Source organism: Pantoea sp. SGAir0175, from assembly GCF_043547855.1.
In genome coordinates this window covers 2,610,250-2,636,630 of sequence record NZ_CP028081.1, presented here as the reverse complement: position 1 = coordinate 2,636,630, position 26,381 = coordinate 2,610,250, and the positions used below count along the sequence as shown (strand labels likewise).

Annotated in this window: 26 protein-coding genes and 2 tRNA genes; 13 read left to right on the top strand and 15 right to left on the bottom strand. The window is 56.6% G+C overall.

Going from position 1 to position 26,381, the window contains the following annotated elements; translation table 11 throughout:
- Window positions 1-5 precede the first annotated feature (5 nt).
- The 4 genes from pqiA to rmf all read left to right on the top strand — a co-directional run bounded on the left by pqiA (window position 6) and on the right by rmf (window position 3,902).
- Window positions 6-1,289 carry a membrane integrity-associated transporter subunit PqiA gene (pqiA, locus tag C1N56_RS12360; protein ID WP_058775387.1) on the top strand — a complete coding sequence of 428 codons (1,284 nt, stop codon included), beginning with the start codon at window positions 6-8 and terminating at the stop codon, window positions 1,287-1,289.
- On the top strand, window positions 1,261-2,904 hold the full coding sequence (gene pqiB / locus C1N56_RS12355; RefSeq protein WP_021508311.1) for an intermembrane transport protein PqiB: 1,644 nt from the start codon (window positions 1,261-1,263) through the stop codon (window positions 2,902-2,904). Before pqiA ends, pqiB begins: the two co-directional genes overlap by 29 nt.
- On the top strand, window positions 2,901-3,467 hold the full coding sequence (gene pqiC / locus C1N56_RS12350; RefSeq protein WP_021508310.1) for a membrane integrity-associated transporter subunit PqiC: 567 nt from the start codon (window positions 2,901-2,903) through the stop codon (window positions 3,465-3,467). The genes pqiB and pqiC overlap by 4 nt, the downstream gene beginning before the upstream one ends.
- Before the next feature lie 267 nt (window positions 3,468-3,734).
- Window positions 3,735-3,902 carry a ribosome modulation factor gene (gene rmf, locus C1N56_RS12345; protein WP_013508548.1) on the top strand — a complete coding sequence of 56 codons (168 nt, stop codon included), beginning with the start codon at window positions 3,735-3,737 and terminating at the stop codon, window positions 3,900-3,902.
- Window positions 3,903-3,967: 65 nt separating this feature from the next.
- On the opposite strand, the gene fabA is transcribed toward rmf, so the two are convergent.
- Together fabA and C1N56_RS12335 are read right to left on the bottom strand one after the other, a co-directional pair.
- Entirely contained in the window at window positions 3,968-4,486 is a 519-nt protein-coding gene (gene fabA, locus C1N56_RS12340) for a bifunctional 3-hydroxydecanoyl-ACP dehydratase/trans-2-decenoyl-ACP isomerase (protein ID WP_010616565.1), read from the bottom strand.
- Between the two features lie 67 nt (window positions 4,487-4,553).
- A complete protein-coding gene (locus C1N56_RS12335; protein ID WP_088516437.1) occupies window positions 4,554-6,416 on the bottom strand; it encodes an AAA family ATPase in 1,863 nt (620 codons plus the stop codon).
- A 53-nt stretch (window positions 6,417-6,469) separates the two neighbouring features.
- Between C1N56_RS12335 and matP the strand changes: the two genes are divergently transcribed.
- A complete protein-coding gene (gene matP, locus C1N56_RS12330; protein WP_021508308.1) occupies window positions 6,470-6,937 on the top strand; it encodes a macrodomain Ter protein MatP in 468 nt (155 codons plus the stop codon).
- A 68-nt stretch (window positions 6,938-7,005) separates the two neighbouring features.
- Here the strand turns inward: matP and ompA are convergent, their stop codons facing one another.
- Together ompA and sulA are read right to left on the bottom strand one after the other, a co-directional pair.
- Window positions 7,006-8,076, bottom strand: coding sequence for a porin OmpA (gene ompA, locus C1N56_RS12325; protein WP_058759727.1), 1,071 nt, complete (start codon window positions 8,074-8,076; stop codon window positions 7,006-7,008).
- Between the two features lie 348 nt (window positions 8,077-8,424).
- Entirely contained in the window at window positions 8,425-8,916 is a 492-nt protein-coding gene (sulA, locus tag C1N56_RS12320; RefSeq protein WP_031279848.1) for an SOS-induced cell division inhibitor SulA, read from the bottom strand.
- A gap of 224 nt (window positions 8,917-9,140) precedes the next feature.
- On the opposite strand from sulA, the gene C1N56_RS12315 reads away from it, so the two are divergent.
- On the top strand, window positions 9,141-9,770 hold the full coding sequence (locus C1N56_RS12315; protein ID WP_394516711.1) for a TfoX/Sxy family DNA transformation protein: 630 nt from the start codon (window positions 9,141-9,143) through the stop codon (window positions 9,768-9,770).
- Here C1N56_RS12315 and yccS read toward each other — a convergent pair.
- Both yccS and C1N56_RS12305 read right to left on the bottom strand, forming a co-directional pair.
- On the bottom strand, window positions 9,767-11,905 hold the full coding sequence (yccS, locus tag C1N56_RS12310) for a YccS family putative transporter (protein WP_394516710.1): 2,139 nt from the start codon (window positions 11,903-11,905) through the stop codon (window positions 9,767-9,769). The two genes, C1N56_RS12315 and yccS, sit on opposite strands and share 4 nt — an antisense overlap.
- A gap of 8 nt (window positions 11,906-11,913) precedes the next feature.
- Window positions 11,914-12,357 carry a YccF domain-containing protein gene (locus C1N56_RS12305; RefSeq protein ID WP_021508303.1) on the bottom strand — a complete coding sequence of 148 codons (444 nt, stop codon included), beginning with the start codon at window positions 12,355-12,357 and terminating at the stop codon, window positions 11,914-11,916.
- Window positions 12,358-12,480: 123 nt separating this feature from the next.
- Here C1N56_RS12305 and helD point away from each other — a divergent pair, with 123 nt between their 5' ends.
- Window positions 12,481-14,535 (top strand): DNA helicase IV, encoded by a 2,055-nt coding sequence (gene helD, locus C1N56_RS12300; RefSeq protein ID WP_150360648.1) that lies wholly within the window; start codon window positions 12,481-12,483, stop codon window positions 14,533-14,535.
- Window positions 14,536-14,539: 4 nt separating this feature from the next.
- On the opposite strand, the gene C1N56_RS12295 is transcribed toward helD, so the two are convergent.
- Together C1N56_RS12295 and C1N56_RS12290 are read right to left on the bottom strand one after the other, a co-directional pair.
- Entirely contained in the window at window positions 14,540-15,001 is a 462-nt protein-coding gene (locus C1N56_RS12295) for a methylglyoxal synthase (RefSeq protein ID WP_021508301.1), read from the bottom strand.
- 68 nt (window positions 15,002-15,069) lie between these two features.
- The gene (locus tag C1N56_RS12290) at window positions 15,070-15,696 is read right to left on the bottom strand and encodes a YccT family protein (protein ID WP_058775392.1); all 627 of its coding nucleotides are present in this window, start codon (window positions 15,694-15,696) and stop codon (window positions 15,070-15,072) included.
- 173 nt (window positions 15,697-15,869) lie between these two features.
- Here C1N56_RS12290 and C1N56_RS12285 point away from each other — a divergent pair, with 173 nt between their 5' ends.
- The gene (locus C1N56_RS12285) at window positions 15,870-16,283 is read left to right on the top strand and encodes a CoA-binding protein (protein WP_394516709.1); all 414 of its coding nucleotides are present in this window, start codon (window positions 15,870-15,872) and stop codon (window positions 16,281-16,283) included.
- 31 nt (window positions 16,284-16,314) lie between these two features.
- Here C1N56_RS12285 and hspQ read toward each other — a convergent pair whose 3' ends face one another.
- Together hspQ and rlmI are read right to left on the bottom strand one after the other, a co-directional pair.
- Window positions 16,315-16,632 (bottom strand): heat shock protein HspQ, encoded by a 318-nt coding sequence (gene hspQ / locus C1N56_RS12280; RefSeq protein WP_021508298.1) that lies wholly within the window; start codon window positions 16,630-16,632, stop codon window positions 16,315-16,317.
- A 59-nt stretch (window positions 16,633-16,691) separates the two neighbouring features.
- A complete protein-coding gene (rlmI, locus tag C1N56_RS12275; protein WP_278707041.1) occupies window positions 16,692-17,882 on the bottom strand; it encodes a 23S rRNA (cytosine(1962)-C(5))-methyltransferase RlmI in 1,191 nt (396 codons plus the stop codon).
- A gap of 82 nt (window positions 17,883-17,964) precedes the next feature.
- Between rlmI and yccX the strand changes: the two genes are divergently transcribed.
- Window positions 17,965-18,243 carry an acylphosphatase gene (gene yccX, locus C1N56_RS12270; RefSeq protein WP_394516708.1) on the top strand — a complete coding sequence of 93 codons (279 nt, stop codon included), beginning with the start codon at window positions 17,965-17,967 and terminating at the stop codon, window positions 18,241-18,243.
- Here the strand turns inward: yccX and tusE are convergent, their stop codons facing one another.
- Both tusE and yccA read right to left on the bottom strand, forming a co-directional pair.
- A complete protein-coding gene (tusE, locus tag C1N56_RS12265; protein ID WP_010616552.1) occupies window positions 18,244-18,570 on the bottom strand; it encodes a sulfurtransferase TusE in 327 nt (108 codons plus the stop codon).
- A gap of 100 nt (window positions 18,571-18,670) precedes the next feature.
- A complete protein-coding gene (gene yccA, locus C1N56_RS12260; protein WP_021508295.1) occupies window positions 18,671-19,327 on the bottom strand; it encodes an FtsH protease modulator YccA in 657 nt (218 codons plus the stop codon).
- Window positions 19,328-19,550: 223 nt separating this feature from the next.
- Here yccA and C1N56_RS12255 point away from each other — a divergent pair.
- From C1N56_RS12255 to agp, 3 genes are all read left to right on the top strand, one after another.
- Window positions 19,551-19,638 (top strand) — tRNA-Ser (locus C1N56_RS12255).
- 39 nt (window positions 19,639-19,677) lie between these two features.
- Window positions 19,678-19,765 (top strand) — tRNA-Ser (locus C1N56_RS12250).
- A 256-nt stretch (window positions 19,766-20,021) separates the two neighbouring features.
- Window positions 20,022-21,644 carry a bifunctional glucose-1-phosphatase/inositol phosphatase gene (gene agp / locus C1N56_RS12245; protein WP_394516707.1) on the top strand — a complete coding sequence of 541 codons (1,623 nt, stop codon included), beginning with the start codon at window positions 20,022-20,024 and terminating at the stop codon, window positions 21,642-21,644.
- A gap of 118 nt (window positions 21,645-21,762) precedes the next feature.
- On the opposite strand, the gene C1N56_RS12240 is transcribed toward agp, so the two are convergent.
- The 3 genes from C1N56_RS12240 to wrbA are packed head-to-tail and all read right to left on the bottom strand — an operon-like array spanning window position 21,763 to window position 24,060.
- Entirely contained in the window at window positions 21,763-23,136 is a 1,374-nt protein-coding gene (locus C1N56_RS12240) for an NAD-dependent succinate-semialdehyde dehydrogenase (RefSeq protein WP_394516706.1), read from the bottom strand.
- 52 nt (window positions 23,137-23,188) lie between these two features.
- Window positions 23,189-23,419 (bottom strand): YccJ family protein, encoded by a 231-nt coding sequence (locus C1N56_RS12235; RefSeq protein ID WP_021508292.1) that lies wholly within the window; start codon window positions 23,417-23,419, stop codon window positions 23,189-23,191.
- A 20-nt stretch (window positions 23,420-23,439) separates the two neighbouring features.
- A complete protein-coding gene (gene wrbA, locus C1N56_RS12230) occupies window positions 23,440-24,060 on the bottom strand; it encodes an NAD(P)H:quinone oxidoreductase (RefSeq protein WP_394516705.1) in 621 nt (206 codons plus the stop codon).
- Window positions 24,061-24,103: 43 nt separating this feature from the next.
- Here wrbA and C1N56_RS12225 point away from each other — a divergent pair, with 43 nt between their 5' ends.
- The gene (locus C1N56_RS12225; RefSeq protein WP_394516704.1) at window positions 24,104-25,804 is read left to right on the top strand and encodes a recombinase family protein; all 1,701 of its coding nucleotides are present in this window, start codon (window positions 24,104-24,106) and stop codon (window positions 25,802-25,804) included.
- Window positions 25,805-26,381: the final 577 nt, after the last annotated feature.

Sequence of the window (26,381 nt, the reverse complement as noted above, 5' to 3'; positions counted from 1 at the left end):
TCAGCATGTGTGCCACGCATCAGACGCAGCACTGGATGCTCTGTCCGCAGTGTGATTTAACCGTAAAACTGCCCGCCGTACCGGTGGGCAGCCGTGCGCGCTGTCCGCGCTGTCACACCACGCTGGTGGCTAACTGGCACGAACCGCGTAAACGTCCCACCGGCTATGCGCTGGCGGCGCTGTTTATGCTGTTGCTGGCCAATCTGTTTCCGTTTATCAGCATGCATGTGGCCGGTCTCAGCAGCCAGATCTCGCTGATGGCCATTCCGCAGGTGATGGATCGCGAGGATTATCGCAGCCTCGCCACGCTGTTCCTGCTGTTTGTGCAGGGCATTCCGGCTTTCTGCATGATCGCCATTCTGCTGCTGGTCAATCCGGTGCGCCTGCCGCACAGCCTGCGACTCGGGCTGGCACGCATTCTGTTTCAATTGCGCAGCTGGGGTATGGCGGAAATTTTCATGGCCGGCGTGCTGGTCAGCTTCGTCAAACTGATGGCCTATGGTGAAATTGGCCTTGGCAGCAGCTTCTGGCCGTGGTGCCTGTTTTGTCTGCTGCAGCTGCGTGCGTTTCAGTGCGTCGATCGCCGCTGGGTCTGGCAGCGCATCGATCCGCTGCCGCCGCTGGCGCAAACGCCGCAGGCGGGCATCAGCGGACTGAAGCAGGGGCTGCGCAGCTGTCCGTGCTGCACCGCGATTCTGCCAGTCGCGCAGAGAACCTGTCCGCGCTGCGGCGTAAGCGCCGCGCCACGCAGGCAGCACAGCCTGCAGTGGACGCTGGCGCTGCTGATCACCTCGGTGATGCTGTATATCCCGTCGAATATTATGCCGATCATGGTGACCGAAACGCTCGGCTCGCAGTATCCGTCCAACATTATGGCCGGCGTGATTTTGCTGTGGAGCGATGGCTCCTGGCCGGTGGCGCTGGTGATTTTTATCGCCAGTATTATGGTGCCTTCGCTGAAGATGGTGGCGATTGGCTGGCTGTGCTGGCACGCCAGCGGTCGCGGCCGGCGCGACAGCGAGAAGATGCACCTGATTTATGAGGTGGTGGAGTTTGTTGGCCGCTGGTCAATGATTGATGTGTTTGTGATCGCTGTGCTTTCTGCGCTGGTGCGCATGGGCCAGCTGATGAGTGTTTACCCTGCGCCAGGCGCGCTATTGTTTGCGCTGGTGGTGATTCTGACTATGTTCGCCGCCATGACGTTTGATCCGCGCCTGATTTGGGATCGCCTACAGGAAACTGAACGTAAGGAGCCGCGTCTTGACGGACAACCAACACGGCATTGCTAACGTCGACCAGATTAAACGCTGGTCGCCGGTGTGGATCGTACCTATCGTCACGCTGTTAATCGGCGGATGGATTCTGTTTTATCACTTCAGCCATCAGGGACCGCAGGTCACGCTGATCACCGAAAACGCCGAAGGTATTGTTGCCGGTAAAACCACCATTAAAAGCCGCAGCGTCGACGTGGGCACCGTCGAAAGCGCGGTGCTGACGGACGATCTGCACCATGTGGAGATCACCGCGCGCCTGAATGCCGGCATGGAAAAACTGCTGCATAAAGACAGCGTGTTTTGGGTGGTGAAGCCGCAGATTGGCCGGGAAGGGGTGACGGGCCTCGGTACGCTGCTTTCCGGCGCCTACATTGAACTGCAGCCCGGCGCCAAAGGGGATAAGCCAGAGCACTATCAGCTGCTCGATGCGCCGCCGCTGGCACCGCCGGATGCCAAAGGTATTCGCGTCATCCTCGACAGCAAAAAAGCCGGCCAGCTTAATCCGGGCGATCCGGTGCTGTTCCGCGGCTATCGCGTCGGCACGGTGGAAACCAGCACCTTTGATACCGACAAGCGCATGATGACCTATCAGCTGTTCATCGCCGCGCCTTACGATCGGCTGATTACCACCAACGTGCGCTTCTGGAAAGACAGCGGTATTGCGGTGGATATGTCCGCTTCCGGTATGCGCGTCGAAATGGGCTCGCTGACGACCCTGTTTAGCGGTGGTGTGAGCTTTGACGTGCCGGACGGCTGGGAACTCGGCGAGCTGGCCAAAAACCAGGACGATTACCATCTGTATGATGACCAGCGCAGCATTCAGGATTCGCTGTACACCAAACACACTGATTTCCTGATGTTCTTCAGCGACTCGATTCGTGGTCTGCAGGTTGGTGCGCCAGTCGAGTTCCGCGGCATTCGTCTCGGTACTGTGGCTCAGGTGCCTTACATGATCCCGGGCGTGAATCAGGCGCTGAACACCGATTACCGCGTGCCGGTACTGATCCGCATCGAGCCGGACCGCTTTATCAGCCGTCTGGGGGGCGACTTCAATCTTGAACAGCATCTGCAGGATGGTAAGAAACGCGGCCTGCGCGCCACGCTGAAAACCGGCAACCTGCTGTCCGGTGCGCTGTTTGTCGATCTCGACTTCTATGACAATGCACCGGCTTACAAAGGACCGAACGAAGTGGCGGGGCTGGAAGTGATTCCGACCGTGAGCGGCGGCCTGAGCCAGATTCAGCAGAAACTGATGGCGGCGCTGGATAAGATCAACGCGCTGCCGCTCAACCCGATGATCAACCAGGCCACCGGCACGCTGAAAGAGAGCCAGCGCACCCTGCAGCAGCTGCAGAAAACGCTGGATAACCTCAATCAGATCACCGCCAACCCGGCGATGAAAACGCTGCCGGCCGATATGCAGCAAACCCTGCGCGAGCTTAATCGCAGCATGAAGGGGCTGCAGCCGGGATCGCCAGCCTATAACAAACTGGTGGGCGATATGCAGCGCCTTGACCAGGTGCTGCGCGAATTGCAGCCGGTGCTGAAAACGCTCAACAGTAAGAGCAACGCGCTGGTATTTGAAGCCAAACCGGGTCAGGATCCGCAGCCAAAGAGGGCGAAACAGTGAAAAAAGGGCTGATTATCGGTGCTGTGCTGCTGCTGGCGGGCTGCAGCAGCACCATCGACACCACTTATTACCAGCTGCCTGCGGGCAGCAATATGGCGCGCGTCAGCAGTGACGCCTCCGCCAGCCAGCCGATGATTTGGGTTGAACAGGTGAGCGTGCCGGATTATCTCGCCGGCAACGGACTGGTTTATCAAACCAGCGACGTGAAGTACGTGATTGCCGCCAATAATCTGTGGGCCAGTCCGCTCGACCAGCAGCTGCAGCAGACACTGGTGAGTAACCTCGGCCAGGCGTTGCCCGGCCGGCTGGTGGCCAGTCAGCCGCTGGGTGACACGCACGATACGCTCAGCGTGCACGTCACCGGCTTCCATGGTCGCTATGACGGCAAGGTGGTAGTAAGCGGTGAATGGCTGTTACAACATCAAGGCCGGCTTATCAAACATGGCTTTAATCTGACGCTGCCGCAGACCGAAGATGGCTACGATGCGCTGGTGCGCACGCTGGCGCTCGGCTGGCAGCAAACGGCACAGCAGATCGCTAACAGCGTGGTGACGCTAAATTAGGATTTGTTCGATGCTTATGCTAAGTCCCTGATTTGCCGTTATGTGACGGCGCGCAAATCAGGGACTTTTTTATTGCGGAATCAGCCAGATATGGCGGCGGCACTGAGGGATTTGTGTCGATTTCACGGCAAATTGATGACATTGGCGTGAATTTTGCGCATTGACCTTTCACCCACCACAGGTTAGAACATTACTGTGGTTGAACATTAATTCACCACTCTTTCTTTCCACCAGATTCCACCAGACCTGAAATGAGGGAAACGAGGTATGAAGAGACAGAAGAGAGACCGCCTGGAACGAGCACATTCACGAGGCTATCAGGCAGGCATTACTGGCCGCTCAAAAGAGATATGCCCTTATCAAATGATCGATGCCCGGTCTCACTGGTTGGGAGGTTGGCGACAAGCCATGGAGGACAGGTCGGCGGTGGCTTAGGCACTGTCGGATGTCTGTAAACAGGAAAAAAACCTCCGCTGCGTGCGGAGGTTTTTGTTGGCGGGTCAGAACGCTGAAGTGTCTTTAAACAGGCCCACTTTCAGGTCAGTCGCGGTGTAAATCAGGTTACCGTCGACGAACACTTCGCCATCGGCCACGCCCATCACCAGCTTGCGGTTGATGACGCGTTTGAAGTGAATTTTGTAAGTAACCAGCTTCGCCGTCGGCAGAACCTGGCCGGTGAATTTCACTTCACCCACACCCAGCGCACGGCCTTTACCTTCCGCACCCAGCCAGCCGAGATAGAAGCCAACCAGCTGCCACATAGCATCCAGACCCAGACAGCCTGGCATAACCGGATCGCCTTTAAAGTGACAATCAAAGAACCACAGGTCAGGGCGGATATCCAGTTCGGCTTCCACATAACCTTTATCGAATTTGCCGCCGTCTTCGGTCATTTTGACCACGCGGTCCATCATCAACATGTTGTCAGACGGAAGCGGTGGGCCATTCTCGCCAAACAGTTCGCCGCGACCAGAGGCAATCAGGTCTTCTTTGCTATAGGATTCGCGTTTATCTACCATGTTCTCAATATGCCTTCTTTTAGTGAAGCCCGAATATTAGCGAACAGTTGTACGCTGGGCAATGTAATCAGCTGTGGTTGAACCAGTTGAGCCAGCGTAATGGCCAGGGCCGCGGTCGGTTTTCCTGCTGATTGAGCTGAGTAATGCGCTCCTGAATGGTGCTCAGCAGCGAGTCGCCGCTTTCGCTCTGCCAGGCAATACCGGTTAACAGCGGCAGCGCTTCGTCAACGCGCTCAATCGCCCAGATATGGAACTGGCCCTGCTGCACCGCTTCTACCACGTCGTCGCTGAGGCTGAGATGGCGCACGTTGCTGGCAGGCAGAATGACGCCCTGTTTTCCGGTCAGTTCACGCGACTGGCAGATATGGAAGAAGCCTTCGATTTTCTCATTCAGACCACCCACCGGCTGCACGTTACCAAACTGGTCCACCGAACCGGTAACGGCAATCTGCTGGTTCAGCGGCTGGTTTGCCAGCGCGCTGATCAGCACACACAGCTCGGCCAGCGAGGCGCTGTCACCGTCGACTTCGGAGTAGGACTGCTCAAACACCAGCGATGCCGAGAAGGGCAGCTGCTGTTCCAGCTCCAGCTCGGAAATCAGATACGCCTGCATGATCATCATGCCTTTGGCGTGGATGTTGCCGCCAAGCTCCGCTTTGCGCTCCACGTCGGTAAACTCGCCATCGCCCGGATGCACAACACAGGTGATGCGTGACGGCTCGCCCCACGGACGTGGATGGCCAGGGAATTCAATCACCGACAGGCCGTTGATCTGACCGACCACTTCGCCTTCCGTTTCGATCATGATCTGATTCAGCAGGATCTCATCGCGCATCCGGTCGGCGAGGAAACTTTCGCGCCACTGGCGTGCTTCCAGCGCCTCTTTCAGCGCCTCGCCATTCAGCGTCTCACCGTGCAGCGCGGCTTCCTGCAACTGACGGCGTAGCCAGCGCGGGCACAGCGGCAGCGTGTCCTGATCGCCGGTCAGACGCACCGCTTCCTGGATCAGCAGCGGCCAGAAATCAGCTTCGGGTGGCGTAAGACCGGCCCGTTCCGCCTGGCATAGCGTCCAGCGGCACCAGTTGGCCATGTCATCCTCATCGACCAGCTGCAGATTCTCTTCGAACTCGCTGTAGAGCGCCATTTCGTGCACTTCAACGTCCAGCTCCTGGAAGCTGGCCAGCGCCTCGCGATCGCCACATAAAATCAGACGCAGCTGCAGCGGCAGCGGGGGAATGGTCACCGGCAGGGGACGACGCTCGTCCGGTGAATACCAGTCAAAGCGGCCCAACTCGATCACTTTGCGCAGGCGCAGCCACAGCAGCGGCTGTGCCAGCAGGGTGTTGATCGACAAGATCAGCGTGCCACCGTTAGCCTGATGCAGCAGACCGGGCTCCAGCTGTACGCGATCTTTATACTGACGCACGCAGCCAAACAGCTGCTCGGACTCAATCCAGTCGGCGTAATGCACGCCGCCGGTGCTGGTGAAGGGACGGCTGGCATCGACAGGCGGTTGCAGGCTGACGTTGTCGCCCATCACATGGTAATCACCGCCGTACAGCGCGTCCTCGTCAGGCTGAAAGCGCTGCGCCGCCTCGGCAATCCACGCCAGATAATCACTGTTTTCCTGGCTGCGTAACAGCAGCAACGGAAAGCCCAGCGTTTGATGATGTAAATGCGCCAGCGCATTCAGCAGACGCGGCTGAACCGCGGCAAGCGTATCGCTATCTTCCAGAGAGACGGTTGAGAAAAGTGATTGGTAGCGTGAGCTATCCGGCTGCAGGGCTTGCCACGTAAGTTGAGTGCTGGTCAAAATATTCGCATTAGTCTGGTTCAGGAAAAGCGCGATTATACAGGATTCAACCCGGTTAAGCACGGCGCACTTCCGGCCTGAACTGTGATGGCCGCAACATGTTTTTCCTTGCTGCATCCGGGAAAAAAGCTGTTATTCTTAGTTTGTTACGTGATCACGATGAGATTCCGATGAAATACCAGCAACTCGAAAATCTTGAAAGTGGATGGAAGTGGAAATACCTGGTGAAAAAGCATCGGGAAGGTGAGCTGATCACCCGGCATATTGAGCTGAGCGCTGCGCAGGCGGCGGTAGAGACGTTGCTGGCGATGGAGAATAACCCGGTTGAGGTCGGTGACTGGATCGCAAAGCATATCCATCCGGAGCTGGAAAACCGTCTGAAGCAGACCATACGCGCGCGGCGTAAACGTCATTTCAACGCAGAGCATCAGCACACGCGGAAAAAATCGATCGATCTGGAGTATCTGGTGTGGCAGCGTCTGGCCGGTCTGGCGCAGCGTCGTAACAGCACCTTATCAGAGACCATCGTTCAGCTGATCGAAGATGCAGAACGCAAAGAGAAGTATGCCAGTCAGATGTCAACGCTGAAGCAGGATCTGCAGGCGATTCTGGGTAAAGGTGGCGCGGATAACGAATAGCAAAAAATGCGTGTGATAAAAAGCCAAAAAAAACCCCGCCGAAGCGGGGTTTTTTATTGCGCGATAACTTAAGCCTGTGGCTGAGTTACAACGTCTTTGATACCTTTCACGTCGATTTCAACGCGACGGTCTGGCGCCAGGCAGTCGATCAGGGCATTGCGGCCTTTCACGCTGTCACAGGTGTTGCCAGTAACTGGGTTAGATTCACCCATGCCACGTGCAGAGATCTTGTTAGCCGGGATACCTTTAGATACCAGGTAGTCGACAACAGACTGAGCACGTTTCTCAGACAGTTTCTGGTTGTACTGGTCTGAACCGATGCGGTCGGTGAAGCCCAGAACCACAACAGAACCGTCTTTCGGATCCATTGAGCTCAGCTGGCTGTACAGCTGATCCAGAGCCTGCTGGCCTTCTGGCTTCAGGGTAGATTTGTTGAAGGTGAACAGCACGTCAGACTTCAGAGTGAAACGCTTGGTTTCAACAACCGGAGCCGGAGCTGGAGCTGGAGCAACAACTGGTGCAGCAGCTTCGTCCTGACCGAAACGGTAAGAAACGCCGACGCTCAGCATGCTGTTGTCTGGACGCGCACCAACGGTACCTGCGTCACCGATGTTGTTAACCCACTGGTAGTCCAGGCGAGTCGCCCAGTTTTTGGTCAGTGCGTATTCAACACCAACAGCAGCCAGCGGAGAAACGCCGGTGTCGTGGTTGCTGATGCGGCCGTTGTCTGGGTTGGTCTGAGTTGAATCAGCACGCCATACCATGCCGCCCAGACGGGTGTACACGTCCAGATCGTCAGCAATTGGGTAGCTCAGTTTAGCTGCCAGCTGAACGCCCTGTGCTTTGAATGCGCCATTGGTCACGTTGCCTTTGTTCGGCATACGGCCCAGCCAGTCGTAGCCCAGCTCGAAGCCCAGGTATGGGTTAGCCTGGTAGCCCAGGAAAGCACCTGCGCCCAGCTGAGATTCGTGAGTTGGACCGTCGTTGTTTTCGTAACCGTTACCGTAGTAACCAGTATCGTGATACTGAGACCAGCCCAGTTTAGCACCGGTATACCAAGTGTCATCTTTAGGAGCGGCCTGCGCTACGGTAGCGAAGCCAGCCAGTGCCACTGCAATTGCGATAGCTGTCTTTTTCATTTTGCGCCTCGTTATCATCCAAATAGGCAATGAGCAAAAAGGTTGCTCTTGGTTGTAATCCTTCGCCGGGTCTAAACGCTCGCTTATGACTCTACCGAAAAAACGGAGGTTATTGAGCACCCTGGCGAGGTAAAGTCTACAACGAGATTGGAAACTTACAAGTATGATGTGACGTCAGCGGATAAAAAAACAGGGATTTATACACACATTTTAACAAATGACATGGCAAAATTTTCGCTACCAGAAAAGAAAAATGCGGCTAAGCCATTGTCATAGCTGGCGGGAAAAGAATCAGTGGCTTAGCCGCAACTTTGTGAAAAAATAGCGTGAGAAAAATCTTAGTTTTACTTAATGAAACAAATCAGAGGGAATTTTTGCGCTGTTTGGCTGTCTGGACAGAGCAAGATCCCGCCCCTGAGGACGCATAATCAATCCCAGCGCTTCGCCTTCGGCGGCTGCCTGCTCAAGTTCCAGGCGCTCTTCATTGCTCAATTCATAAGGAATCCAGGCGAGTACCACGCTGTAGTTGCCGGTGCGCAACGCTTTCACCATGCTCTCAACCGTGCTTAAACGCTCGGATTCCGTAATATGCATACTCTTTTCCAGCGGTAATCCTGACTGCTGCATCCAGCTGCGGTTCAGTTTGTGCGCTGGCGTCAGCCACAGCTGCCAGCGTGACTGAGTGCTCAGCTGCTTGAGGACCGGCAGTAACAGCAGCGGCATGATGCCGGGCTGCTCGCTATAACGCAGTTCAGTAATACCACCCAGAGAAGGTTGCGTTAAGCCCGTCGCAGCGAAACGGTGAGCACGATCAGCAGGGCCAGAGTATTGAGTACGCATATTTTAATCACTCAGTAATGAACTGTATGAATATACAGTAATGAGTTCCTGGATAAAGATCAACCTCAATTTCTGAAAATGCCTCGCAAATTCCGCACAAGATCCGCGCGTTGCCGCTTTTATTCATTGAACAGCTAAATCGTTTTTTCTATCTTCTAACCAGATGAATCTCTGAGCTTTTTATAGGAAATTTCCCGCGCAAGGAATGAGGAAAAGGGGACGTTATGAAGATAAATAATCCGGTGGTTGAGCAGTCCAAAGCCCAGTTAGCGGCATTGGGAAAAATTGAATCGCGCACCCAGTTTGGTGGTTACGCGCTGGCGGTCGAAAAGGTGGTGTTTGCTTACATCAATGAGGATGCGCTCTATCTGCGCGCCAGCGAGGCGCTACAGCACTATGCCGCACAGCGCCCGCTGGAACCGTTGATATACCGCAAGCGCGGCATGCCGGTGACGCTCAGCTACTACAAAGTGGATAAACAGCTCTGGCAGGACGCCGATCAGCTGCTGCGCTTATCGGCCAGTTCGCTGTCTGCGGCGCGCGCCGAGGCGGCGAACAGACTTGTCTTGCTCAGGCTGAAAGATCTGCCCAATCTCAGCCTGCGCATGGAGCTGATGCTGCACAAAGTCGGGATCAATTCTGTTCGCTTGCTGTATGAAATGGGCTCGCGTCAGAGCTGGCTGAAGCTGCGGGCGGTGAATAAAGATATCGGCCTGAAAACGCTGCTGGCGCTGGAAGGCGCCATTTCCGGGCATCACCAGGCCGCTTTGCCGGCGGCGGTACGTGAAGAGTTGAGCGCCTGGTATCAGGAAACGCTCCGCCAGCACGCCGCGGCGGAGCGCCTGTTGCCTTAAGCGGCAGCGAGGGTGCGGCGCAGACGGGCAATTTCCGGCAGCAGCGCAATCAGCAGCCCCAGCTGCTGCAACACCAGCGGTGCCTGCGCCTCCTCACTGGTTTTCAGCGCGCTCAGGCGCTGCATCAGTGCCTGCTGCATCGTTTCCGCCTGCGCTTCGCTGACGCGATCGATCTGCAGCACATCCTCGACGAAGCATACCGCGTCATCTAAAAGTGTCAGCAGTTCGCCCTGCGTCAGCTGCTCCCGGTGCGCGCCCAGCGCTGAGATGTAGCTGAGAAACGAGTGGTTAAGGCACATCAGACGGAACGCATTCTCGCGCAGCGGCGGCTGTTGCTTCAGTTCGCCGCTGATATTGGACACCACGGACGCCAGTTCCGCATCGGCGTTGTGCGCGTCACGGCGCGCCACGCGGTAGGCGAGACGGTTATCTTTACCCTGATGATACTGTTCCAGGATGGCATCAAGATAACGACAGTTGGCATTCAGCGTGCGATCGGCAACCGTCGTCAGCTGACGGAAACGCCAGTCAGGCCAGACAAACGCCACCGCCAGCCAGGCCAGGCCACAGCCGAGCAAGGTATCCACCACGCGCGGCAGGGCGACATCAAAGCCTTCACCCAGCAGATTGAAGCACAGCAACACCAGCAGGGTGATGAACAGCGTCGCCTGCGCGTACTGAATCTGGCGGAAGGCGAAAAACAGCACGCCGCTCAGCACAATCAAAACCAACTGGCCCTCGATAGAGGGCACCAGCCACAGCACCGGCAGGCCAATCGCAATACCGGCCAGGGTTCCGCCAATGCGCAGCGCCAGCCGCCGCCGTGTGGCGTTGTAGTTAGGCTGGCAGACAAACAGGCTGGTCAGCAGGATCCAGTAGCCGCGATGCAGGCCGGTAAGCTGAATGAAGGCGTACCCCACGCACAGCACCAGCGACATGCGCACCGCGTGGCGGAACAACGCCGAGGTCGGACTCAGATGTCGACTGAGGCGCAGCCGGATATCCGCCCAGCCACTCAAGCCTTCACGCGACAGATGGTGATCGCTCTGCGTCAGCGGTTCTGCCAGCCGCTGCTCTGATTCGATCGACGCCAGCTGCGCGTCAATGGCGCGTAAGTTGCGCAGCAACCAGAACAGCGGACGAATGTGCGTCGCCTGCGGATCGTTATGTTGCAGGCGCTGCAGGGCGGTCTCCAGCCGTTCAAAGCTGCGCGCAAAATGGCTATCGTGGTGCCACGGCTGGCGCAGCACGATATTCTCTGCCAGCTGGCGACAGGCCTGCGCCTGCATGTTCAGCAGTCGCTGAAAGCGAAACAGCACCTCGTTGTAGCGCCAGTCATCGCGCAGCAGGTGATATTGCAGATGCGACGAGCTGGCGCGCTCGTGAATATCCTGCGCCACAAAATAGTAATGCAGACTGCGCCGCGTGCTGCGCGAGCCGCGGTCGCCGCGTAAACGGCTCTGAATGGTGGTTTTCGTCAGGTTGAGCTGCGCCACCAGCTGACTATTGACCATCGCGGTGGCGATCAGCGCCGCGTCATCCTGCTCACCGCCGTCGGGATCAAACAGATTGGCCTTGGCTTCCAGATAGCGCGCCAGCTGGGAAAAGCTGGCGGCCAGCTGCTCCTGCACCGGGCGCACCGGAAACATCAGGTGGCCGATAAAGGTCAGCAGGTTGTACCACAGCGCGCCAATCAGCAGCAGCGCCGGCTGCATCCACCACTGCGGAAACAGGCCAATGCCCAGCATGGTGTACACCGCGATCAGCAGGGCACCAAACGCAATGGTGGCGTAGCGCTGCCCCAGCGCGCCCAGCAGAATAAATCCCCAGCTGGAGAGCGCCAGACCGATAGCAAACAGCCACGGGTGCGGAAACAGCAGCTCAACCGAAACCGAGGCAATGCAGAAGCACACCAGCGTGATGAGCAGGTTGCGCACGCGGCCGGTCCAGCGATCGTCAAGATCGGCCAGCGCCGCCGCCACGACGCCGAGCGTTAGCGGAATGGTCCACTCAATCTGCTGCAGCCACCAGGGAACGGCGGCACAGCCGGCTAGCGCGAAGAAGATGCGCAGCAGGTAGCGCAGGCTGCTGTTGAACAGATAACGGCGCCAGCCGGGCAAAGCGTCAGGCATCATCTTCAGCCTCAGTAGCGGCGCCGCGCGTTGGCTTCACGCGCCGCCTGCGCTTCTTCCACTGACACCACGCGACGACCTACCGGCCACAGCGCGATAGCGGCGATTTTAAAGTGGGCAATGCCGGTCGGGATACCGATGATGCTCAGACACTGCAGGATGCCGGTCGAGATGTGCATCAGGCACAGCCACCAGCCAAAGAAAATCAGCCAGAACAGGTTGAGGAAGGTGCCGCCGGCGTTCAGCACGTGGCTTTTGCTCTCCGGGCGCAGCACGTCAACGTGAACCGCTTCGTTGCCAAACGGCAGCAGGGACAGTTTGGTGATCTCCCAGCAGGAGCGGGTCAGCGGCAGGGTAAAGATCAGCACGATGCTGATCAGCGTGGCCAGCAGCCAGCCGAGGGTGGTGATAAAGCCGCCAAGAACAAAATTCAGAATATTAAGCACGGTGCGCATAACGCGATTTTCCTTTTGCAATCCGCAATATGTGTCGCCCAGTTTAGCGTGTTTTAAGGCTGGAGCGCTAAGGGTCTGACAGGTAAACTGCGCGATAATTGAATTCCACATGACGGTGCGGAGATGGAACTAAAAGCAACATCCATGGGCAAACGGCTGGCACAGCATCCCTATAACCGGGTGCGACTGCTGGCTGCCGGTGTGGAAGTCAGCGGCGATCGTCACGAATACCTGATCCCGTTTAATCAGCTGATCGGTATCACCTGTAAACGCGGCCTGGTGTGGGGCGAGCTGGAGTTCTTATTACCGGAAGAGAAAGTGGTGCGGTTACACGGCACCGAGTGGCAGGAAACCCAGCGTTTTTATCATTACCTGCAGCAGGCGTGGCAGCAGTGGAGCCTCGAAATGAGCGAAATCAGCGCGCAGGTGCTGAGCGCGCTGCAGCAGGAGATCGTCGCATTTACAAGCCAGGATCGCTGGCTGAAGCGCAGCGAGCTGGCTGCGGTAAAAGAGACCATCACGCGCCAGTTTTCCGCCTTACCGCTGCCGCTGGCACGGCTGGAGGAGTTTGATAACTGCCGCACGCTGTGGCGCTTTTGCCAGCAGTGGCTCGAGCAGGGCGAGAGCGCGATTCGGCAGCGCAACCGTGAATGGAGCGCGCGGGTGATCAGCGATAATCACGCCTTCTTCTCCACCGTTGAAACCACGCCGCTCAATCCATCGCAGTGTGAGGCGGTGGTCAACGGTGAAGACGCGCTGCTGGTGCTGGCCGGCGCGGGCAGCGGTAAAACCTCGGTGCTGGTGGCGCGCGCCGGCTGGCTGTTACAGCGCAAACTGGCGCAGCCGGAGCAAATCCTGCTGCTGGCTTTTGGTCGCCAGGCGGCGGAAGAGATGAACGATCGGATCCAGACGCGGCTGGGTGAGAGCGCGATTCAGGCGCGTACGTTCCACGCGCTGGCGCTGCACATCATTCGTGAAGGCAGCAATAAGCAGCCGGTCATTAGCCGGCTGGAAAGTGACAGCAGCGCGCGACGTCAGTTGCTGATCGAAAACTGGCGCGAGCAGTGCAACAGCAAAAAGGCGCAGGCCAGCGGCTGGCGACAGTGGTTGCAGGAAGAGCTGGCGTGGGACGTGCCGGAAGGTCCGTTCTGGCAGGATGACAAACTGGCGCAGCGTCTTGCCGTGCGGCTGGAGCGCTGGCTCGGCCTGATGCGCATGCACGGCGGCGCGCAGGCGGCGATGATTGCCGATGTGCCGGAACCGCTGCGCGACAATTTCACGAAGCGCGTCAGGCTGATGGCACCGCTGCTGAAAGCATGGAAAAGCGCACTGAAAGCCGAGGGCGCGGTGGATTTCTCCGGGCTGATCCACCAGGCAATCGCTGTGCTGGAGAAGGGCCGCTTTATCAGCCCGTGGAAGCACATTCTGGTGGATGAATTCCAGGATATTTCCCCGCAGCGGGCGGCGCTGCTCAGCGCGCTGCGTCAGCAAAATAAGCGCACCAGTTTATTTGCGGTCGGCGATGACTGGCAGGCGATCTATCGCTTTAGCGGCGCGGAGATGAGCCTGACCACCGCGTTTCATCACTATTTTGGCGAAGGCGACCGCTGCGTGCTGGATACCACCTACCGCTTCAACGATCGCATCGGTGACATTGCCAACCGCTTTGTGCAGCAGAATCCGCATCAGCTGCGCAAGCCGCTCAACAGCCTGAGCAAAGGGAACAAGAAATCCATTACGCTGCTGCCGCAGGAGCAACTGGAAGCGCTGCTCGACAAGCTGAGCGGTTACGCGAAGCCTGACGAGCGCGTACTGCTGCTGGCGCGTTACCATCATCTGCGTCCGGCCATGCTGGATAAAGCCAAAACCCGCTGGCCGAAACTGCGTATCGACTTCATGACCATCCACGCCAGTAAAGGTCAGCAGGCGGATTTTGTCATCGTGCTGGGGCTGCACGAAGGGCGTGACGGCTTCCCGGCGCAGGCGCGCGAGTCGATCATGGAAGAGGGACTGCTACCGCAGCCGGAGGATTTTCCGCATGCTGAAGAGCGGCGCCTGGCCTACGTGGCCATCACGCGCGCGCGTCAGCAGGTATGGCTGATGTTTGATAAAGAGCGGCCTTCCGTGTTTGTCGAACACCTGCGCGAACTGGGCGTTGCGCAGAGCCGGAAGGCCTGAGCCATCAGGCTTTCAGGCGTTCCGTCAGGTAGCGCTGATAATCGGGGATCTGGATGGTCACTTCGCTGGCAAACATCGGCGAATGGATAATGAAATCCGCGGTGGCGCGGTTGGTCGCTACCGGGATATTCCATACGGTAGCCAGGCGCAGCAGCGCTTTGACGTCCGGATCGTGGGGTACTGCATTGAGCGGATCCCAGAAGAAGAACAGCACATCAATTTTACCTTCAGCAATCAGCGCGCCGACCTGCTGATCGCCGCCCATCGGCCCGCTGAGCATGGCATTCACATCCAGTCCGGTGTGACGATTGATCAGGTTGCCGGTGGTGCCGGTGGCGTATAGCACGTGAGGTTGCAGCGCATTTTGATTGATTTTCACCCAGTCCAGCAGCGAGGCTTTGCAGTGGTCGTGGGCAACGAGGGCGATGTGTTTCTGAACTTTCAGGGTACGAACGGTCTGCTCCATGGGGCTTCCTGTTTCGGCGCGTGCAAACGTAGTGAAGGCACGAGTTTACCCCTGGCGTTCAGCTGCTATCAACTTGCGCGTAGGGTTTTCACCCAACTGATAAAACGCTGCCGCGTGGCGGCATCAACACGCTGCAGCCAGCGTTGCAGCGCGGGCAAATTACTGGCGTCCTGCCATACCATATCCAGACTATGACTGGCGTCCGGTACGCTGGCCGCCTGCAGCGCAAAGCGCGGCACGCTGGCCGCCTGCGCCGTACGGTTGTAATTGATCATCGCCTGTTCAACATTGCCGCTGCTCTCACCCGGCAACCGATCGCGAATGCTGGCTATCTCATTACCCCGCTCGTCAATCAGCTGAAAATTTAACGATTTATCAAACAGGCTGCGTTCGCGGCGGTTATTCAGCGCCGGCAGGCGAATCGCTACGGAATGGCCGTCGGCAGTGAAGGTGACGATCATCAGTTCTGAGCGGAAGTGGGTGGCATCGGCGCAGGGTTTATCCACGCGAAACAGAAACTGATGCTGACCGCGCTCCAGCTCAAGGCTGTCCGCGCCTTTCAGCAGCGAACCTGAGATTTTGCGCCCATCCAGCACCAGCAGGTCGATCTGCGGATCGAGCTTCAGGGTGATGGCATGGCAGGTTGCCGATACGAGCAGCAACAGCAAACCCGTAACAGCCAGAGACAGCTTCATTTCAACTCCCGGAACAGGGGAAAAAGGGCGATGTGTAGCAAATTATTACATTATGGCAGTTAATTTACATTTTAACATATTTATTCGTGTCGCCGCGCAAACTTTTCGTGCGCTGCGCTTGCACTTTAGCGCGCAATGGCATCTACACTCAGGCGAGTGAACAAGGAGAAAACATGAACGATCAAACGATTCGCGATGTCCTGACGCAAACCCAACGCATTGCGCTGGTCGGTGCCAGCGATCGCACTGAGCGTGCCAGCTATGGCGTAATGAAATACCTGCTCGATCAGGGTTATGACGTGGTGCCGGTGAGCCCGAAGCTGGCGGGACAGCAGCTGCTGGGCCAGACCGTGTATGGCACGCTGGCGGAGATCCCGGGCAAGATCGACATGGTGGATGTGTTCCGCAATTCCGAAGCGGCATGGGGCGTGGCGCAGGAAGCAATTGCTATCGGCGCCAAAACCCTGTGGCTGCAGCTGGGCGTGATCAATGAGCAGGCGGCAGTGCTGGCGCGTGATGCCGGGCTGACGGTAGTGATGGATCGCTGCCCGAAGATAGAAATCCCGCGGCTGGGCGTGATGCGGTAAAGACAAACGGCGACGCGGCGTCGCCGTACCCTTAATGCCGCAGGCTGGGTGCCTGCAGCTGCTGGCGGATCGAGGCGGCCAGCTCATCCATGGATGGCTGTTCCGGATGTTCGAACGAGGTTTCGCCGGCCAGCTGAATCTCAGCGATATAGGTATGCACCTGTTCGCCTTCCTCATCTTCCATCACCACGTGATACCAGGGGGCCGCACGCAGCGATTCCGTCGCGCCAACCTCATCCAGCTGTGGATCGTCCAGCGAATACTCCGGGTCGACATCCACAATCACGCCGAGCACCCCGGAGAGACGGTGCCGGACCTGCTGTCCAATTCCAAATTTACTGGCAATCATTGTGACCTCCCAAAACTTTGCCCTGCCACCGATATGGGGGCAGGGACAGCGTTTTCAAGTCACAGCACGCGACAGGCAAAGCCTTTCAGATAAAGCCCTTCAGGATAGCTGGCGATCACCGGATGGTCGGCTGCCTGACGGAACTGCTCTATAAATTGTACATCACGACCGGCATCAACAGCGGCATCGGCGATAATTTTCTGGAACAGCTCGGTGGCCATCAGCCCGGAACAGGAGAAGGTCAGCAGAATGCCGCCCGGATTCAACAGCTGCATTGCCAGCATGTTGATGTCTTTATAGCCGCGGCAGGCACCCATCAGCTGGTTTTTATTCTCAACGAATTTCGGCGGATCCATGACGATCATGTCGAACTTCTCGCCGCTGTCGCGGTAGCGACGCAGCAGTTTGAACACATCGTCACGCAGGAACTGCGCGCGTGAGACATCCAGCCCGTTAAGCGCCACGTTCTGTTTTGCTACGTCAAGGGCGTCCTGCGAGGTATCCACGCTGATCACTTCCCGGCAGCCGCCGAGCAGAGCAGAGACCGCAAAGCCGCCGGTGTAGGAGAAGCAGTTAAGCACCCGGGCATTTTCCGCGTAACGACGGGTGGCAAAACGGCTGTCGCGCTGATCGAGGTAATAACCGGTCTTGTGACCGCCCTGAATATCCACCAGCAGCTGCATACCGTGCTCAGTAATCGGCAGCAGCGCAGGCGGCAGTTCACCGCTTACCGGACCCTGCGCCAGCTCCAGGCCCTCTTTCTTGCGCACTGCCACGTCAGAGCGGTCGTAGATGGCGCAGTCGGGATAGCACTGCTGCAGCGCCGAGACGAGAGCCGGGCGCTGATACTCCGCCCCGGCCGACAGCAGTTGCAGAACGAGGAAGTTACTGAAGCGATCAATCGTGACGCCCGGCAGTCCATCGGACTCGCCGGCAATCAAACGATAGCTGTCCAGCCCGTCGCGCTGTGCCAGCCAGTCGCGCCACTGCTGGGCTTTCTGCAGCGTGCGCACAAAGAAGGCGATGTCGATTGACTCATCCTGCTGCCAGCTCCAGACGCGCGCGCGAATTTGTGACTGAGGAGAGTAGGCGGCGCGGGCCAGCCATTTGCCGTTGCTGTCACAGATATCAATGGTTTCACCCGACTGGGCTTTACCTTCCATACGGGCAACGGCCCCGGAGAACACCCACGGATGGCGGCGGAGCAGGGATTTTTCACGTCCCTTAGCGAGAATCAATCGAACGGTCATGTTTGCTATGCTTACCTGAAAAAATGAGGCGCCATTTTCCGGTGGATGGCGGCAAAATGCAACGCACAAAGGGGAGATCGCCATGGCGACGACAGGTTATAAAATCTGGGTTCACGGCAGGGTGCAGGGCGTGGGCTTCCGTTATTACACCCAGGCGCAGGCGAACGTGCTGGGCGTAACCGGCTATGCGCATAATCTGGCCGATGGCAGCGTGGAGGTACTGGCGGCGGGAGAACCGCAGCAGGTGGAGTCACTGATTGCGTGGCTGAAGGCGGGCGGACCGCCCAGTGCCCGGGTCGATAAGGTGCTGGTGGAGCCGCATCAGCTGGCGGAGCGGCCGACGCGGTTTACTACCGGATGATCACAGACACTTTGCCGGTTTTGGCAGGCCAGCGATTTTAGTGGCCTGTTTGGCCGGACCTTCCGGAAACAGGCGAAACAGATAGCGGCTGTTGCCTTTCTCTTCGCCATATTTTTGCGCCATGGCTTTGACCAGCATGCGCACCGCCGGCGAGGTATTAAACTGCTGATAAAAATCACGCACAAAGTGCACCACTTCCCAGTGCGCTTCACTCATCTCAATCGCTTCCTGCTGGGCGATGGCCTGCGCCAGCGCTTCACTCCAGTCAGCGCTATTTTTCAGATAGCCTTCTGCGTCAGTGGCAATCTCTTTACCGGCAAAAATCACATTATTTCCTCATATCGTCAGCGCGCCCATTGTAAAGGCGGCGGCGGATAAAAAGCAAAAACCCCGCCGGAGCGGGGTTTAACGGTGCGTGCTTTACGTCTTAGTCACGGTTGGCGAAGCCCAGCAGGCTCAGCAGGCTGACAAAGATGTTGTACAGCGAGACATACAGGCTGACGGTGGCGCGAATGTAGTTGGTTTCACCGCCCTGAATGATGTTGCTGGTTTCCCACAAAATGGCACCGGCAGAGAACAGAATAAACAGGGCGCTGATCGCCAGGTGCAGCGCAGGCAGCTGCAGGAAGATATTGGCAACCACAGCCACCAGCAGCACCACAAAGCCGGCCATCATCATGCCGCCAAGGAAAGACATGTCGCGACGCGTGGTCAGGACATAGGCGGAACAGCAGAAGAACACCAGCGCGGTGCCGCCCAGCGCCATGGCGATAACATCACCCATACCGGCGGTGAGGAACGAGCTGAGAATCGGACCGAGGCAGTAACCGAGGAAGCCGGTGAAGGCAAACGCGGCCAGAATACCCGCCGGGCTGTTCGCCAGACGATAGGTCAGGAACATCAGCCCGTAAAAGCCCACCAGCATCAGAATCAGTCCCGGCGAGGGCAGGGCGTAAACGGTGCTGAGCGTGGCGGTTACGGCGGAAAACGCCAGCGTCAGGCCAAGTAAGAAATAAGTGTTGCGCAGCACTTTATGGGTGCTGAGTAGCGACTGCTGCTGTGACGAGCTAATTATTCTGTCCATCATGCGCTCCTGTTAGAGAGAGAACACCAAATATGGCCTGAGAATACGCAACGGTCAGAGGACAGAAAAGGCGTTTTACCCATCTTTACGCGATAAATTGCTGTTTCACTGAGCAGAATGACGATTAAGACGGCAAAAAAATCATTTTTGACTGTTTTTCAGGCGAACGAATCATTGGATGCTTTACATCGTTCGGGGGGATGTTTATAGTGCGCCTCATTGCGGAGGGGTGGCCGAGCGGCTTAAGGCAGCGGTCTTGAAAACCGCCGATGGGAAACCATCCGAGAGTTCGAATCTCTCCTCCTCCGCCACTTCACACTCTCGCAGTGTGAGGTGACAAAAAGATTTCAGGAGGGATGGCCGAGTGGCTTAAGGCAGCGGTCTTGAAAACCGCCGATGGGAAACCATCCCAGAGTTCGAATCTCTGTTCCTCCGCCATATAAGAGAAGCCCGCAGCGATGCGGGCTTTTCGCTTTTCTGCTTTCCATCCTTCTGAAAAACATCCTGAAGCTTTTCAATCTGCTGCCGTAACCCGACGGCCAGCGCGTTTACTGCTATAGTCGATGCACGGTTTTTGCAAACATCTGGCGATTTTCTCAGGCAAGCTGGGTTACACTGTGCGGTAATTCGCTCTTTGGCGAGCTAATCGCTTGAATGCCAGAGTGTTTCCCTGATGAATTATGGAATAGGCACAATGATCAAGAAACTGAGTCTTTGCGCGCTGTCAGTGATCGCGGCGCTGCCGATGGGTATGAGCGCTTACGCCGCGGATGGCGACATGCAACTGCAGCAGGTCCTGATGCTGAGTCGTCACAACCTGCGTGCCCCGCTGGCCAACAACGGCAGCGTGCTGGAGCAGGCGACGAAAAAAAGCTGGCCGCAGTGGGATGTGCCCGGCGGTGAGCTGACCACCAAAGGCGGCGTGCTGGAAGTCTACATGGGTAACTACACCCGTCAGTGGCTGGCCCAGCAGGGGCTGGTACAGAACGGCACCTGTCCGGACAGCAGCAACATCTTTGTCTATGCCAACAGCCTGCAGCGTACCGTCGCGACGGCGCAGTATTTCGTCACCGGTGCTTTCCCGGGCTGCGATATTGCTGTCACCCATCAGGATGCGATGGGCACCATGGACCCGATCTTCAATCCGGTAATCACCGATGGCAGCGAAGCGTTTAACAAGAAAGCGCTGGCGGCGATGACCGCAGCCAATGAGAAGCTGGCGCTGAAGCCGGCCTTCCAGCGGCTGGAAAAAATCGTGGATTACAAATCAGCTCCGGCCTGTAACGGCAAGAAACAGTGCGACCTGAGCAGCGGCGACAACACCTTTAGCGCGGAAAACGGCAAAGAGCCCGGCGTCAATGGCCCGCTGAAAGTGGGTAACTCGCTGGTCGACGCCTTCACGCTGCAATATTACGAAGGTTTCCCGGCGGATCAGGTTGCCTGGGGACAAATCAAAACGCCTGAACAGTGGAAAGAGCTGGCGGCGATTAAGAATGGCTATCAGGATGCGCTGTTTACCGCGCCGGAAGTGGCGCGTGACGTTGCCGCACCGCTGGTGGATTACATCCGCAGCCAGCTGGTCGATCAGGACAAAGCCACCGCGCCAAAAGTCACGCTGATGGTCGGACACGATTCGAATATCGCGTCATTGCTGAGCGCGCTGCAGGTTAAGCCATACGAGCTGCCGGGTAACGACGAGAAAACCCCGATTGGCGGCCAGGTGGTGTTTGAACGCTGGCACGATGCGAAGAACAATAAAGATCTGCTGAAAGTGGAGTATGTCTATCAGACGGCGGATCAGCTGCGGAATGCCGATGTGCTGAGCCTGAAGAACCCACCGAAGCGCGTTACGCTGCAGCTGGCGGGGTGTGACACCGACGCCAACGGCTACTGCAGCTGGAATCAGTTCACCAGTGCGCTGAACAACGCGCTGCAGGGTACACCGCTGCAGCCAGCCGCACCGGCATCGGCCGCACAGCCTGCTGCCGCACCGGCAGCCAGCGATGACGCACAGGCCAAAGCGGATCAGGCCAGCGCGGATAAAGCGGCGGCTGACAAAGCCGCGGCTGATAAAGCTGCAGCGCAGAAAGCTGCTGACGCCAAAGCCGCTGAGGAAAAAGTGAAGGCGGACAAGGCCGCGGCGCAAAAAGCGGCGGACGACAAAGCCAAAGCTGAGAAGGCCAGCGCTCAGAAGGCCGCAGAGGAGAAGGCGAAAGCCGATGCCGCAGCGGCGCAGAAAGCGCAGGCTGAGGCAGCGCCGGCGAAGCCGGAGGCGGACGCTAAACCCGCGCAACAGCCGGCAGCGGCCAGCAACTAAAACGCCAGCAGGGTCGCCATGCACGGCGACCCTGCTGTGTTGTTACCGGCTGCGCATTGACGCACACCGCAGTGAATCGAAAAAACCACCGTTCAGTTCAACGGTGGTTTTATGCCGCTTAACCGGCTACCACGACCAGTTTCTGGTTAGCAAACTCCTTCAGCCCGAGATCCGATAGTTCACGGCCATAGCCGGAACGCTTCACGCCGCCGAACGGCAGCTCAGCCGCGGTATCGCTCTGCGAATTGATAAACACCATGCCGGTCTCAATCTGCGAAGCCATGTTGCGTCCGCGCGCAATGTCCCGCGTCCACACGGAACCGCCCAAACCGTAGTGTGAGTCGTTGGCCAGTGCCACGGCAGCACGATCGTCCGCCACCACATATACCTGCGCCACCGGGCCGAAAAACTCCTGATAGTAAGCCGGGTTATCCGGCGTCAGGCCGGTCAGGATGGTTGGCTGGTAGTAGCAGCCGACGCCGTCGATTACGCGTCCGCCGCATTCCACGCGTGCGCCATGCGCCACCGCCTCGTCCACCTGTTTCACCAGTCGGTCACGTGCATCCTGTGACGACAGCGGCCCCAGCGTGGTTTTTTCATCTAATGGATCGCCAGGCGTCGCGGATTGCAGCGCCGCGCTAAACTTAGCCATAAAGCGATCGGCAATCTTTTCATGCAGAATAAAGCGCTTGGCCGCGGTACACACCTGACCGCAGTTGCTGAGCCGCGCCTGCGCCCCCTGGCGCACCGCTTCATCAATGTCGGCATCGTCCAGCACCACAAACACATCGTTACCACCCAGTTCGAGCGTGGATTTTTTCAGGTGCTTACCGGCCTGCTCAGCCACCGCGCTGCCGGCGCGCTCTGAACCGGTGAGCGCCACACCCTGCACGCGCGGATCGGCAATCAGATCGGCCACCTGCTGGTTAGAGATAAACAGATTGGTCCACGCGCCCTGCGGCGCACCGGCTTCCAGCACCAGCTTTTCAAACACGTCGGCGCAGTGCGGCACAATGTTGGCATGTTTCGCCAGCACCGGGTTGCCCAGTGCCAGGTTCGGTGCCAGCACGCGCATCAGCTGATAATACGGGAAATTCCACGGCTCGACGGCCACTACCACGCCAATCGGATGGTATTCGAGCCAGGCATCACCGACATCGCTGGGATAGGGCTGTGCCTGCAACAGCCTTGCCGCGTGTTCGGCATAATAGCGCGCGATGCTGGCGCAGATTTTCACTTCGCCGCGGCTCTGGCCAATCAGCTTACCCATCTCTTTGCTGGCAATGGTGGCCAGCTCTTCGCTGTGCTGGTCGATCAACTCTGCCAGACGATGCAGCACCTGCAGACGCGGCTGAATATCGCCTTTGCTCCACGGCGAATGGTAGAGCGCATCGGCGGTGTGCAGCGCCTGCTGCGCGTAGCTGTCATCGTGTGATGGCCAGGTTTTCAGCAGCTGATTATTGGCCGGATTAATGCTTTGATAGGCTGACATAAAGGCTCCCTGACGGCTAAAAATGAGAAGGCGGGACATGCCCGCCTGTGCTTCAGATGTTTTTACGTTCGACCGGCTTATCGTCCCACGTCAGGACGTCCTGGTCGGTTTTCTCAAACGCGCGGAATAACACCTCATCGCTGCCTTGCTGGCGCCAGATCTCTTCGGCAAGCCGTTCGTCATAATTCGCCACTTCGAAAATTGCTTCAGCGATTTCCGGTGAGGTGTGACGTAAGGTCGCCCATTCGCCCACGTGGTGAGCTTTAAACTGTTCTGTTGCCATAACTCTCTCCTGTTGGGAATTTATCCTTTCAGTTTTACCGCCAGACCGGCGACGTATTGGCCCTGATAACGGGCAATTTCCAGTTCTTCCGCCGAGGGCTGGCGCGATCCATCACCGCCCGCCAGCGTGGTTGCGCCATACGGCGTACCGCCACGCACCTGCGAAATATCAAACAACTCTTTGGTGCCGTAGCCGATGGGCACAATCACCATGCCGTGATGTGCCAGGGTGGTCCACACCGAGGTGATAGTCTGCTCCTGACCGCCGCCGGTGCCGGTAGACGCAAACACGCTGGCAATCTTGCCGTACAGCGCGCCAGAGGCCCACAGGCCGCCGGTGCGGTCCCAGAAATTACGCATCTGACCGGACATGTTGCCGAAGCGCGTCGGGGTGCCGACGATGATGGCATCGTACTGCGGCAGGTCGTCCGGTTTGGCTTCCGCCGCCGGCTGATTAACCTTCCCGCCGACCTGAGCAAACCGTTCGGCATCCATACTTTCCGGCACGCGCAGAATGGTGACTTCTGCACCGCTCACGCTCTTCGCACCGTCCGCCACCGCGTTAGCCATGGTTTCGATATGTCCGTACATGGAGTAATAAAGCACCAGAATTCTTGTCTTAGCACGTTGTTCGTCTTGCATGTTAGTATCCCTCAGCAAAAGAAACTAAAGGAAAGCGTAGCACATGAAATTGCTTGTCTCTTATGTCAGGTGGAGTACCAAAGCTCAGGACTCTGGTGACAGTCTGCGTCGTCAGAACGATATGATCGATGCGTTTTATCGTAAGCACAGCGACGAATATTTCATGCAAGCAACGCACCGCTATGTTGATAAAGGGAAGTCTGGCTTTCACCAGAAACACAAGGCTGACGGGGGGGAATTCAAACGAATGCTTGATAACGTGCTCTCTGGTGACATTCCTGCTGGCAGTCTTATTGTCATGGAAAACTTTGATCGTGCATCCCGTGCTGACATCGACAGCGCGATCGATGACATCCGTCAAATCCTCAGAAAAAACGTCGAAATTTTGACCTTATCTGACAATGAAAGATACGATAAATCATCCCTTTCTGATCCAATCAGACTCATCAAACATATTCTGATTGCTGAGCGTGCTCATCAAGAGTCAGTAGTGAAACAAGAGCGCACTATAGCTGTCTGGAAAGGGAAGACTGCTAAGGCAATCGAGACAGGCTTACCGATGGGCAGACAAACCCCCGGCTGGATTGAACTCAGTCCCGACAGAAAATCGTTCGTCGTTATCGAGCCTAAAGCTGACATCGTCAGGCTGATCTTCAAATTGCGCTTAGCTGGTCATAGCATGTTCGCTATCTGTAAGCATCTTAATAAAAACGGTATCGAAACCATCAATGACCGCAAGGCTCGTATATCAAAAACGTTCAAACCTGGTGGCGGTGGTTGGTCTGCTGTTTCTGTTAAATGCCTTCTAACCTCACGCAGCGTGCTTGGGTATCTTCCTGCAAAGATCAGCACTGAAGATCGCAAGACAATCCTTCGTGATGAGATAGCTGATTACTATCCACGCATCATCGACGATCAGACTTTTAATGCTGTTCAGACACTTCTTGAACAGGGAGGAAAGGGAAGGCTGGCAACAGGTGATCACTGGCTGTACGTGAATATCTTCAGGACAATGCTTCGTTGTAAATGTGGTCTGACTATGTCGCCTTCAGGCATCCGTAAACCTGTCTATCAGGGCACTTACCGCTGCAATGGTATGCAAGAAGGACGCTGCGAATATGGTTCAGTGTCTCGTAAAAAGCTGGATACCGAACTGTGTACCCGTCTATTCAGTAAACTGTCACAGCTTTATGACAGCAACACTGACCAGAGCAAGATAATCGAACTCCAACGCAGACTTCAGACGGTAGATAAAGAACTTCAGACACTTACTGAGACGTTATTACAGTTACCCACTATCACCCAGATACGTGATGCACTTGCTGAAAAGCAGAAAGAAAAGGAATTGCTTCAGGCTGAACTCAGACGCGAAACGATGCGTATTCAGTCAGTGTCTGACCTCGACCTGTCAAAACTTGATCTTGAAACAACTCAGGGTAGGACAGAAGCTCATGTGATCATTAAAAAGATGGTGCGTGAGATTGTGGTAGATGGTCGTTCCAAACTCGTTGACGTATATCTTCACAATGGGAATATGATCCGAGGATTTTCTCTGGAAGGTGAACGAGACCTTACTCTGACCTTCGAACAAGCTACTGACGATACACCTGACCATGATTTCATTGCAGTGATGGGGAAGGACTTTCCTAAAGTGTTCCCAAGTGAAGAAACTAAAAATCAGGAAGTACAGGACTACACCGATTGGCCTGATGTAGAGCCAGGCTACCCTAACACGCCTGACTAATTTTCATTGCTTAAAAGTATTACATGGGGCATCCAAGCCCCTCATAGTTATTTCTGTTGCTCTCTCTCGTGCATCCTTTTGACAGCCTCTTTCCAGCGCTTGTGGCATTCGTCACACATCCACATTTCCATATCCGGTTGATAGTCACCACACTTTGCAGTGGTGATACCGCCGATGATCTTTCCACATCCATCCTGTAACCGTAACTCTGCTTTGCTGTACGAACTATCATGACCCATAAGTAACCACCTTTATTATTAGCTATTTATATAATTTCAGGTATAAATTAAAAAAAGTGATACTGTTTGACGGATGCTTGACACCATGTGATGATCATTACAGTTTACCTCTTAACAGTATTCTTCACAGATCACTGTACAGACAGAGCGAACTGGTGAGCGTCAATCAACGGATCGACGTGAAGGCTGTTCCAGTCTATATAAACTCACTCCAAAAGATGATCAGAAAGTACAACGCACTCCACATACCTTAAAGACAAACTTCAGCAGTTCTTCCTTTCCTGTCTCAACATCATCGAAAAGAACCGAGTGATAGATCTCGTTCTTGCCTGTAAACA